Raw genomic sequence first — 11,598 nt, 5'->3', positions numbered from 1 at the left:
TATTTGCATTAGGGATGGTAGTGGAAAGCCCACAGCGCGTGCAGCGATTGCGGGCAGGAAAGGCGAGGACTTGCAACGTACAGCCCGGGCCGCAGGCAACGCTCGTATGGTGATTAGAGGTTAGGGGCGCTGTTTGCTTTTAGACCAGTATTATTACTACCTGAGACTTGATCTGTAGAACTAAGGATTTTACAAATCAAAAATCCTGAAATCAGAAAAATCCGTTTAATCCCGGTTCAGAATATGGGTATTACCTCCGGCCCAGGCTGTACGCTCATACTGCACAAGGCATTGCCACAGGCCGGTATCCGCTACCATCCCTAATGCGGCCTGCGCTCTTATCCGCAGCTATGAATCATGATCTATGAACTAACCACAAAAAAATCCCTCAACCTTTGGCTATGAACCGCTAACTATCGTATTTTTGCGCGTTATGAGTATTGCTAAAACATATATCCCTAAAGAAACCGAAGAAAAATGGTACAGTTACTGGTTGCAGCACGGCTTTTTTAAGTCGGTGCCTGATGAGCGCGAGCCTTATACTATAGTCATTCCGCCGCCAAATGTTACCGGGGTTTTGCACATGGGGCACATGCTTAACAATACTATACAGGATGTGCTGGTTCGCCGTGCCCGTATGAAAGGCAAAAATGCCTGCTGGGTTCCGGGTACCGACCACGCCAGTATTGCCACCGAAGCCAAGGTTGTTGCTATGCTTAAAGAGCGCGGCATTAGCAAAAAAGACCTTACCCGCGAAGAGTTTTTGACCTACGCCTGGGAGTGGAAAGAAAAATACGGCGGCATTATCCTCGAACAGCTTAAAAAATTAGGCGCCTCATGCGATTGGGACCGTACCAAGTTTACCATGGACGAGAACCTGTCCGAAGCGGTTATCGATACCTTTATCCACCTGCATAAAAAGGGGCTGATCTATCGCGGTATCCGCATGATCAACTGGGACCCGCAGGGTAAAACAGCCGTTAGCGATGAGGAAGTTATTCGTAAGGAAGTTAACCAGAAGCTTTATTATATCAGGTATAAAGTGGCTGGTACGGAGTCGGTTTCCGACTTCCTGACCATCGCTACTACCCGCCCGGAAACCATTATGGCCGATGCAGCTATCTGTATCAACCCTAATGACGAGCGTTATCTGCACCTGCATGGTAAAAAGGTATATATCCCGCTTATTGACCGGGAGATCCCGGTGATACTGGATAACTACGTAACCATGGATTTTGGTACAGGTTGTTTGAAGGTTACGCCTGCGCACGATTTGAATGACTACGAACTGGGCCAGCGCCATAACCTGCCGGTTATTGATATTTTGAATGACGATGGCACGCTGAACGAAAAAGCACAGATACTGGTTGGTGAAGACCGTTTTGCTGCCCGTAAAAAGATAGCAGTACTATTGGAAGAAGCCGGCGTACTGGAAAAAGTTGAAGAATATAAATCACAGGTTGGTTTCAGCGAACGTACGAATGCGGTTATTGAGCCTAAACTATCTATGCAATGGTTTTGCAAGATGGGCGAAATGGCGAAACCTGCTTTGGATTATGTGCTGAATGGCGAGATCAAACTGATCCCTGAGAAGTTTGTGAACACCTACCGCCACTGGATGGAGAATGTAAGGGACTGGAACATCAGCCGCCAGTTATGGTGGGGACAACAGATCCCGGCATGGTACCTGCCAAACGGTGAGTTTGTGATTGCTAAAAATGCTGAAGAAGCATTAAAGGAAGCGCAGCTTAAAAATCCTGCATTTACCGCTGCCGACCTTACCCAGGACGAAGATGTGGTTGATACCTGGTTTTCATCATGGTTATGGCCAATTTCGGTATTTGATGGTTTTAAGGATCCTAACAACGCTGATATCAACTATTACTACCCAACTAATGACCTGGTTACCGCGCCGGAGATCTTGTTTTTCTGGGTGGCGCGAATGATCATGGCTGGTCACGAGTTCAGGGGTGAAGTGCCGTTCCGGAACGTATACCTTACCGGTATTGTGAGGGATAAGCAGGGCCGCAAGATGTCAAAATCATTGGGCAACTCGCCCGACCCATTAGATCTGATCGAGACTTACGGTGCCGACGGTGTACGTGTGGGCATGTTGTTATGCTCGCCTGCCGGTAATGACTTAATGTTTGATGAAAGCTATTGCAAACAGGGTAGTGGCTTTGCCAATAAAATATGGAATGCCTTTAAGCTGGTAAAAGGCTGGGAAGTTGATGAAAGCCTTGCTAATCCTAATGCCGTAGCCATTGAATGGTTTAGCAACAGGTTTAACCAGGCGCTTACCGAAATTGAAGCAAACTTTGCCCAGTACCGTTTATCAGAGGCTTTAATGGACACTTACAAGCTGGTATGGGACGATTTTTGCGCATGGTACCTTGAAATGATCAAGCCGGCTTATCAACACCCTATTGATAAGGCGACTTACACGGCTACTATTCAATTCTTTGAGGACATTTTAAAGGTATTGCATCCTTTTATGCCTTTCCTTACCGAAGAGTTATGGCATGATGAGCTGTTTGGCGAACGTACTGAATCAGACTGCTGTATTGTAGCACAATTACCCGTTATTGGGGAAATAAATTCACGCTTACTGGCTGAGGTTGAGATAGTAAAAGATGCTGTTACTTCTATCAGGAATACCCGCAAAACAAAAAAAATTTCAGACAAAGAGCCGCTCGAATTATTTGTTAAATCAAATTCAGGGATCAACTACGGGGATTACGCAGCTATTATTGCCAGGCTTGCCAACATCAGTAAGTTTGAAACCGTAGCTGATAAAGTGGAAGGAGCTATTAATTTCTTAGCTTCAACGGATGAATTTTATATTCCTTTCAGCGAAGAAATTGACCCGGTTGCCGAGTGCGCAAAACTGAAAAAAGAGCAGGAATACCTATTAGGTTTCCTGAAATCAGTTAATGCAAAATTGGGTAACGAACGGTTTATGGCCAATGCAAAACCCGAAGTTATTGAGGTTGAGCAAAAGAAAAAGGCCGATGCCGAAGCTAAATTAACCATCATTGAAGAAAACTTAGCAGCTTTGGCTTGCTAATTGCAGAACTTACCAGCGTTGCATAACAAGCTACCCTACAGTATAGTAGGGTAGCTTGTTGAATTGCATAGCCAATGTTAAGTTCTGAATATGAGTAATAAAGTAAGTTTTTTTAACTTATCGATCTATAAAATTCTGTCGAAGGAGCAATCGTTCCTTGACCAGGCCCGAATCCGTTTATTGTATTATGGGTTCTTCCTTATTTTTGTTGCCCTCGGTGCGCTTTACCTGAGCGTTTATTTCCAAAACCAAAAGATGCTTGCCTATACCGCCCTGTTTTTGATGGGATCTGTGGTAGTACTCTTTAAGTATTTGACCTGGCGGCCCGACTGGCGCGGCGCAGCGCATGCCCTGCTTATCGTGGGCACCCTTGTTAATTCCAGCCTGGTTTATGCCTCAATGCAAACAGTAAACATCATTACTGTGCAGGTAATTATCATTGTTATAGCGTTCAGCTATTATATGCTTGGCCAGCAATGGGGGCTCATGTACTCCCTGCTTAACACGGTACCGGTTTTGGTATTTATGATCATTGAATATAACAGCGGGTACGTTATAGGTATTAAGCCTAACAAAATTGATCAGTCTACCATTATCATCAGCCTGTTTGCCAATTTTATATTGCTCATTTTTATCCATAGTCATTTTTATACTGCTTTCTTAAAAAACATTAAACACCTTAAGGATAGCAGTAAAGAGCAGGCGCGGCTTTATAATCAGATGGAAACGGCGATTGGAAGGGCGGAGAAATCGGCCCAGGTTAAATCCGAGTTCCTGTCAACCATGTCGCATGAGATCCGTACGCCCTTAAATGCGGTTATAGGGATGAGTAATTTGCTGATGATGAGCAATCCGCGGCCCGACCAGCGCGAAAACCTCGAAGTGCTTAAATTCTCGGCCAACAACCTGCTGGCCATCGTTAATGATGTGCTTGACTTCAGCAAAATTGAATCGGGAAAGGTAGTATTTGAAAACATCCGCTTTAACCTTGTTGAGCTGATGAACAATATTTGCGGCGGGCAGATGCTGAAAGCCGAAGAAAAAGGCCTGCTGTTTAAGCTCGACGTTGATAGCTCGTTGAAAAATAAAGTGCTTTTTGGCGATCCTACCCGCATAACCCAGATCATTTTCAACCTGGTTAGTAACGCAATAAAATTTACCCCGCAGGGAAACATATGGGTAAGGGTTACTTGCGTGGAAGACAGGCATAATACCGTTACTGTGAACTTTTCAGTACGGGACACAGGTATCGGTATCGAAAAAGACAACCTGGGCAATATATTTGAACCATTTACGCAGGAGTCATTAGCTACCACACGTGAGTATGGAGGCACAGGCCTTGGGTTGGCTATAGTTAAGCGTTTGCTTGAACTGCAGGACCTGCAAATAACGGTTAACAGTACAATGGGGTATGGGTCTGAATTTTTATTTCATATGGAATTCCCGGTATCAACAGAAGTAGTAGCAGAAGTAGTGACTGCCCCGGAAACTAAAAAACCGGCAGAAAACCCGTTGGCCTGTTTGCGTGTGCTTATTGCCGAAGATAATATGGTTAATGTGATGCTGATGAAGAAACTGCTGAGTAAGTGGAATATAAACCCAACCATTGCCGAAAACGGGGAGCGGGCAGTTGAGTTTATGCAATATGGCAATTTTGATATCATATTAATGGACCTCCAGATGCCGGTGATGAACGGCTTTGACGCATCTAAAGAGATCCGTAAAATGGCCGATCCAAAAAAATCAGGCGTTCCTATTATTGCGCTTACAGCTTCCGCTCTATTTGATATTAAAGAACAAGTGTACGAAGCCGGCATGAACGATTATGTATCCAAACCATTTAAACCGGACGACCTGCTGGAGAAGCTTAATAATTATGCTTTGAAAAAGGTAGTGTAAGGTTGATCGTATCCTTGTAATTTTCAAATCAAGTCATAAGAAAAGAGGTACTCTAGTGCGATTCTCGTTGGTTATTGTATTCTCTCTATTGTTAGTGACAGCTCCATAGGTGTTCGGAAGATTCAAAAAGCAGTGGATTGTACGATTCCTTCCCTTGAGAACGGGGGTAGGGAAGGGTTTGGACGACAGACTTACCTGTGCTTTAATGACGCATAAACCCCTCCCTGCCACTATATAACTCTGCGTTCCTCTCCCCAAGTGTGGAATTAAAAAGTCTTCCAAACACCTGTGGCGACAACACCAATAACGACCATGTATAAATGTATTTCATTATTTATGATAAAACTGCCAACATACTATATTGAAAAACTCAGATATCGTATATGTGCTTTAATCCTATCTTTGCGAGCGTAACTATTAATTTATAACTATTATAGCTAATATATAATGCTAACATTTGAAACAAAAGTTTGGGAGAAAGATTGGGAATACATTCTTAAAGATGGATATCTTGAAACAATGATTTCAAATTGTAATTACAAATTTGAGAAAAAACACCTAATAGTTAACAACGTAAATAACAGATCTGTTGTAGAAAAGCATTGTAAGGAAAAGATACAAACGGGGGTAATTGATGCTTATTTTTTTGTAGAAGATTTTGCCAATGAAGTTTTGACACATTTTGACATATCATTAGACAGTTTTAAAGGGGGGTACTATTACTCAATAGCTGAATTAGTTGGAATTTTTAAATGCAAAACAAAATTTCTATTGCATTTTTCGAGTGATTCCTATATCGAAGATAAGAGCAATTGGATTTCATCTGCTATAGAAATAATGAATGAAGACAAAAATATTTTTGTTGCGAACCCTACATGGAATAAAAGGTATGATGAAGCAGAAAATGAAAAGGTTGGCGAAATAAAGGATTTTTATATTGGTTATGGGTTTTCAGACCAGTGTTATTTAATACGTACAGATGATTTCAACAATGAAATTTATAACGAAAAAAATATTGAATCCAATAGATACCCTCAATATGGCGGGGAACTTTTTGAAAAAAGAGTAGATGCATTCATGAGGAATAATCAAAAGTTTAGGATCACGCATAAACATTCCTCATATATATCGAAAAACTTTCCCAAAAGTTGGATAGTGAGAAAAGTCTTAAGAAAATATATTTCTCGACAACGTTTAAATTTTGCATCGAAATAAATTTTGCAATTTTAGCTAATTAGGTTTCAAAAAGTCTAATTAGCTAAATAAGCGTAAATTAAGTACAAGTATAAAATTAGGATCAAACAAGTTTTATTCGAGCTAATTAAATGTTTCATTTTCCAAGCCTTTACAAATGTCATATAAGATGCGCCCCCTCTATTCGATAGCAAAGTTCATTGTTTTGCCTTTTTTGCACGCTAAAAGTAAGGTAGGACCTATATCGCTATTTTGAACCGCGGTTATCGTTCAGTATTGGCTTCCGGAAATTCCCAACAGATGAGCAGGTCAAGGCTGGTACTTTCTTTGCCATTGGTGCCATCAGTGCCGCAATTAATATCTATTACTGAAAAACCGGTAATGCTCTCTTTCTTCAGTGTCACTTATTATGATACTTCCGCCGGTTGTGGTGAGCTTAACGGCGTTTGGTACTAAAGCAAATCACAAAATCAAAATGATCACGATTCATTAACACAGCGATCGATCCATTTACAACGGGCGGGTTATGGCATTTTTCTTGGTTTTAAAGAATCAAACTTACTTATTCAATTTATCCCCTTCCTTAATCACAGCCTGATTCACCTCCCTTACTCTTTCTATATCCATTTTTTCAACGGCCCTGTCGTAGGTTAAAACACCGTTCACTTCGTGTTCAACGTCGGTGGTTTGGGTGTAGATGGCAACACTTAGCCCTTTGTATTTCATCAGTTGCTCCACTTCGTCGAGCAGAAAAACATAACGGTCGGTAAGCCTCGCTTTGGTTGGTTCATAATCGTAAGCATTGTTGTGTACCGGCCACATATGCCCGCGCACAAACAGGCCGACGCCGCCAAATTCGCCCAGGGAGGCGGCCCGGTGATCATCAGGTACAGAAGCACCGTATGGGCCAACATATATGTGTGTATCTGCATAATCGCCGTTGCCCGGGTCGCCGTAAGGCTTTTGGTAATCGGGATTATTGTTAAAGCCCGAATTGCCGTTAACCAATCGCGAAGGGTCATATTGCTTAACCCAATTGGTGATATTTTTTACATCAAAAGCGCCCCAGTTTTCATTGAAAGGCACCCAGGTAATAATGGAGGGCGAGTTATAATGATCGTCAATGATGGCTTTTAACTCTTGCCGGTAAACTTTCCTGTTTTTAGTGGTATCTTCATTTTGATACCATATGGCAGGCATATCCTGCCATACCAGCAATCCCATTTTATCTGCCCAGTAATAAAAACGCTGCGGTTCGGTTTTCATGTGTTTGCGGATCAGGTTATAGCCTGCTTTTTTGGTGTAGTCTATATCAAATTTAAGGGCTTCTTCTGTTGGAGCTGTTAAAACCCCGTCGGGCCAGTAGCCCTGATCAAGGAGGCCAAGCTGCATGATGAACTTACCATTTATAAGCGGCCTGATCACACCATTAAGTTTACCCAGTTTAATATCACGCATACCGAAATAGCTTTTAACCTCGTCGGCCTCGCTGCCATCGGCATTGTACAATGTAAGCTTCAGATCATATAAAAACGGGGAGTCGGGCGACCATAAAATGGGGTTATCTATAGGCAGATAAAAATATGATCCCCCAGTTGCGCTTGCCTGTGAAATCTCTTTGCCGCTGTTCAAGGCAACTGCTTTGATCTTGCCTGCCCCCTCGGTATTAACAAACACTTTTAACCGCTTGCCTTCCACATCTGGCAGCAGGTGGATATTTTTGATGTATGACTTGTTTACCGGTTCCAGCCAAACGGTTTGCCAGATGCCCGAAGAAAAGGTATAGTCGCCCCGCGGACCGTTTTTGCCTGATGGTGTTTTGCCATCATTAGGGTCGTGGGCTGCAACAACGATGCTATTGCTTCCCTTCTTAAGATATGGGGTAATGTTAAAGCTGAACGAATCATATCCACCGGAGTGTGAGCCTGCTTTTTTACCGTTAACAAAAACGGTGGCATCATGATCAACTGCCCCAAAATGAATAACAACCTGTTTGCTTTGCCATTTTGCAGGGATGTCAAAACTTCGGCGGTACCACATATTGATCTCCTGTTTGCGCTGCACACCGGATAGCACCGACTCAGGGCAATAGGGCACCAGTATTTTATCCGGCTTGCCTTCAAATGATGCAGGTTTTTCCGGGTTTAAGGCGTCGGGTATATCTTTCCCGCCGCGATAATCCCAATGTCCGTTGAGGCAAAGCCAGTCGCTACGTTGTAGCTGCGGCCTCGGGTATTCAGCTAATGGGATCTCAGCTTGTATGGCGGTATTTGTCCATTGTGTAGGGAGTTTGGCTTCCTGGGCAGATGCAATGAAGCTGCATACAATCAATGCTGAGATCAGGGCTATCGCTTTGTTGTAAATGTTCATATTGAGATGTTATAATTGATGAGGTTATGCTGCCAAATTAGGGAATAGATAACTGTTATCATAACATTTTATTGGAAAGGGGATGTTGTCTGAACTCGAATTTATTGAATTTGAAGAATTTATTGAATGTACATAGCATTTTTTGTTCATTCCCTAAATTCAATAAATTCGAGTTCAGACAACCTTACCATTTAACATACACCGGCAATTCTTCAATAAACTGGTAAGTGCATTTTTCGTGATCTATAGTACAGTAGTAATGCTGTAGTCCGTTACTTACTGCCAGCAGGGATACTTTATGCACCATATTATACCGCGCAATCTGGTCGAAGGTTTTTTGATCGATAGTTACTGAGGGGGCTTTGCATTCAACCATTAAAATGCGTTCGCCGCTGGAGTTAAAAATTACAATGTCGGTGCGTTTTTGCAGGGTATTAAGTTTAAGGCCGCCTTCCAGTTTAATTAGCGAGCGGGGGTAGTTTTTTTGTTTGATGAGGTATTGTACAAAATGCTGGCGTACCCACTCTTCTGGTGTAATGATGATGGTTTTTTTACGGATCTCGTCAAAAAGGGTCAATGTGCCGTTATCGTCGCTTATTTTAAAAGGGTAGGGTGGAAGGTTAAGCGGCTGGAGCATTTTTGAGAAGTCTGAAGTATTAAGTTATTAGTCTGAAGTTGGGGTTCAAAATTAATAAATATATCATTGGGCATTGGCTAAATAAAAATACATTCCACTTTTGACTTTCGACTTAGTACTTTTGACTGCGAAATATGACTGCTGCCGAGATATTAAAGGACCTTAAGAACCGTAAGTTTAAACCGCTGTACCTGTTGCATGGTGAGGAACCTTATTTTATTGACCTGGTGAGCAGTTACGTTGAGCACCACGTGCTGCCCGAGCATGAACGCGGCTTTAACCAAACCGTAGTTTACGGTAAAGATACCGATATCATGACCGTGCTCAACGCCGCCAAGCGTTACCCCATGATGGCCGACTACCAAGTGGTACTGGTAAAAGAAGCGCAGGACATGAAATGGGGCAAGGACGATGATAATAAAAAAAGCATCGACCCGGTATTGAGCTATCTCGAAAATCCGCTGCCAAGTACCATCCTTGTTTTTTGCTACAAATACGGCAAGTTTGATAAGCGTAAGAAAACTTATAAGGCCATTGAAAAGAACGGGCTTATCTTTGAATCGGCCACGTTGTATGATAATAAGGTGCCGGCCTGGGTTGAAGGGTTTGTAAGCGATAAAGGCTATAAAATGAACCAACAGGGATCGGCAATGATTGCCGAGTACCTGGGTAACGATCTTTCTAAAATAGCCAACGAACTTGAGAAATTGATGCTGAACGTTAGCGCCGGTCAGGAGATAACCCTAAAGCATATCCAGGATAATATCGGCATCAGTAAAGAGTACAATGTGTTTGAGCTGCAAACCGCGCTTACCAAAAAGGATGCTTACAAGGTAAACCAGATCATCAATTACTTTGAAGCCAACCCAAAATCAAACCCCATAGTGCTGGTGTTAGGCAACCTGAACAATTTTTTCAGCAAGGTGCTGGTGTATCACTATGTAAAGGATAAAACTCCGCAAAACCTTGCCCGCGAAATGGGCGTTAACCCCTACTTTATTAAAGATTATGAGCAGGCTGCCCGTAACTATCCGCTTGGCAAAATTTTCCAGGTGATCAGCTATCTGCGCGAATATGATCTGAAAAGCAAAGGTGTTGAATCAAATGCACCGCACGGCGAGTTGATGAAAGAGCTGATGTTTAAGATATTGCATTGATCCTAAATTTCCTTTAACCTTTATGACCCTATCATCACAATCAAAAGCCAACCTTGTATCCAACCTTATCCGGGCTTCGGCAGTGTTATACCTGGTTGATTACTATTTGGTTGGCGGCGGCGGCACCACTTATTATGCTGCAATTGTTATGTGCATAGCCTTAAGCATTTTGATGGTGCTGGCCATGTTTGTACGTAAGGGTTATAAGTGGGCCAAATGGATATTACTGGGTTTATTGATCTTAACCGTAACACCTGATGCAATAAATCTTCCATCGGCATTCGAGGCAAATATTTATGCAGGCTGCATTGCCATAGTAATTGACCTGTTACAAATAGGGGCGCTTGTTTTACTTTTTATGCCTGATAAAGAAGAGCCGGTTGCTGAGCGTGCTGAATAAGTATTAAAGAAGTCTCCAAAATCATTTCTAATTAATTAAATATCGTAACATTTTTGTTAAGTGTAGCGTTGGTTAGTGTTTGACCGTATCCATGCATTTATTCATTAAAACTTCATTTTTAGCCGGTCTTGGCTGATTTTTAGCCTGACTTTCCATCACCCAGGTTTACATGTAATTGATTATTTACAATGTAACAAAATTCATCAGCCGATTAATTTCCTAAGTTCACTTATCCTAAGTACTATGTTAAGCTGATCAATAAGGCATATTGAATAAAAATTACGGTTATGATACTTTTATTTTGCGGATTATCAGGTGCGGGGAAAACTACTTTGGCAAGAAGTGTTGCTGCCGAATTAACAAGCCTGGGTATTAAAATCGAAATTATTGATGGTGATGAGTACCGCGCAGTACTTTGCCGCGATCTGGGTTTTAGTAAAGAAGACCGGAACGAGAACATTCGCCGCCTGGGTTTTGTAGCCAGTCGCTTCAGCGAACAGGGCATTGTTACTATTGTTAGCGCTATAAATCCATACGATGATATCAGGCAGGAACTTGCCGAAAAATATGATCATGTAAGTATTGTTCATGTTGATTGCCCGCTGAACCAATTGATAAACCGCGATACCAAAGGTTTGTATAAAAGGGCATTACTGCCCGATGGACATCCCGATAAACTAACCAACCTGACAGGTGTTAACGATAGGTTTGAAGTACCCGTTAAGCCCGATCTGTATATTGATACCTGCAATTATACCATACAACAAAGTACCTCTTCACTACTCTATTATATTATAAATAACCTGCATCCTGTTAAGCAGAAGAATAAGATACCAAGCTATTCCTGAAAAAAAAGGGCGCTTATAACTGATTT

Annotated in this window: 9 protein-coding genes; 6 read left to right on the top strand and 3 right to left on the bottom strand. The window is 42.1% G+C overall.

Features of this window, described 5'->3' with window-relative positions; translation table 11 throughout:
* Nucleotides 1-433: 433 nt before the first annotated feature.
* The 3 genes from AC1DUD_RS10590 to AC1DUD_RS10580 all read left to right on the top strand — a co-directional run bounded on the left by AC1DUD_RS10590 (nucleotide 434) and on the right by AC1DUD_RS10580 (nucleotide 6,181).
* On the top strand, nucleotides 434-3,067 hold the full coding sequence (locus AC1DUD_RS10590) for a valine--tRNA ligase (protein ID WP_477374383.1): 2,634 nt from the start codon (nucleotides 434-436) through the stop codon (nucleotides 3,065-3,067).
* Between the two features lie 90 nt (nucleotides 3,068-3,157).
* Nucleotides 3,158-4,966 carry an ATP-binding protein gene (locus tag AC1DUD_RS10585; RefSeq protein WP_477374381.1) on the top strand — a complete coding sequence of 603 codons (1,809 nt, stop codon included), beginning with the start codon at nucleotides 3,158-3,160 and terminating at the stop codon, nucleotides 4,964-4,966.
* Nucleotides 4,967-5,413: 447 nt separating this feature from the next.
* Nucleotides 5,414-6,181 (top strand): hypothetical protein, encoded by a 768-nt coding sequence (locus tag AC1DUD_RS10580; RefSeq protein ID WP_477374379.1) that lies wholly within the window; start codon nucleotides 5,414-5,416, stop codon nucleotides 6,179-6,181.
* Nucleotides 6,182-6,423: 242 nt separating this feature from the next.
* Here the strand turns inward: AC1DUD_RS10580 and AC1DUD_RS10575 are convergent, their stop codons facing one another.
* The 3 genes from AC1DUD_RS10575 to AC1DUD_RS10565 form a co-directional block, all read right to left on the bottom strand.
* Nucleotides 6,424-6,564: a hypothetical protein gene (locus AC1DUD_RS10575; protein WP_477374377.1), complete on the bottom strand. Its 141-nt coding sequence runs from the start codon at nucleotides 6,562-6,564 to the stop codon at nucleotides 6,424-6,426.
* A gap of 154 nt (nucleotides 6,565-6,718) precedes the next feature.
* Entirely contained in the window at nucleotides 6,719-8,530 is a 1,812-nt protein-coding gene (locus tag AC1DUD_RS10570) for a glycoside hydrolase family 2 protein (protein ID WP_477374375.1), read from the bottom strand.
* A 184-nt stretch (nucleotides 8,531-8,714) separates the two neighbouring features.
* Nucleotides 8,715-9,167 carry a type I restriction enzyme HsdR N-terminal domain-containing protein gene (locus tag AC1DUD_RS10565; protein ID WP_477374373.1) on the bottom strand — a complete coding sequence of 151 codons (453 nt, stop codon included), beginning with the start codon at nucleotides 9,165-9,167 and terminating at the stop codon, nucleotides 8,715-8,717.
* Between the two features lie 134 nt (nucleotides 9,168-9,301).
* On the opposite strand from AC1DUD_RS10565, the gene holA reads away from it, so the two are divergent.
* The 3 genes from holA (at nucleotide 9,302) to cysC (ending at nucleotide 11,572) form a co-directional block, all read left to right on the top strand.
* On the top strand, nucleotides 9,302-10,324 hold the full coding sequence (gene holA / locus AC1DUD_RS10560) for a DNA polymerase III subunit delta (protein ID WP_477374371.1): 1,023 nt from the start codon (nucleotides 9,302-9,304) through the stop codon (nucleotides 10,322-10,324).
* Between the two features lie 22 nt (nucleotides 10,325-10,346).
* Nucleotides 10,347-10,724, top strand: a complete 378-nt coding sequence (locus AC1DUD_RS10555; protein ID WP_477374369.1) for a hypothetical protein — start codon at nucleotides 10,347-10,349, stop codon at nucleotides 10,722-10,724.
* 287 nt (nucleotides 10,725-11,011) lie between these two features.
* Nucleotides 11,012-11,572, top strand: coding sequence for an adenylyl-sulfate kinase (gene cysC / locus AC1DUD_RS10550; protein WP_477374367.1), 561 nt, complete (start codon nucleotides 11,012-11,014; stop codon nucleotides 11,570-11,572).
* Nucleotides 11,573-11,598 lie beyond the last annotated feature (26 nt).

The organism is Mucilaginibacter sp. P4_A11 (genome assembly GCF_056402535.1).
Note: the sequence above shows the minus strand (reverse complement) of the source record. Positions and strands in the feature narration are given on the sequence as shown.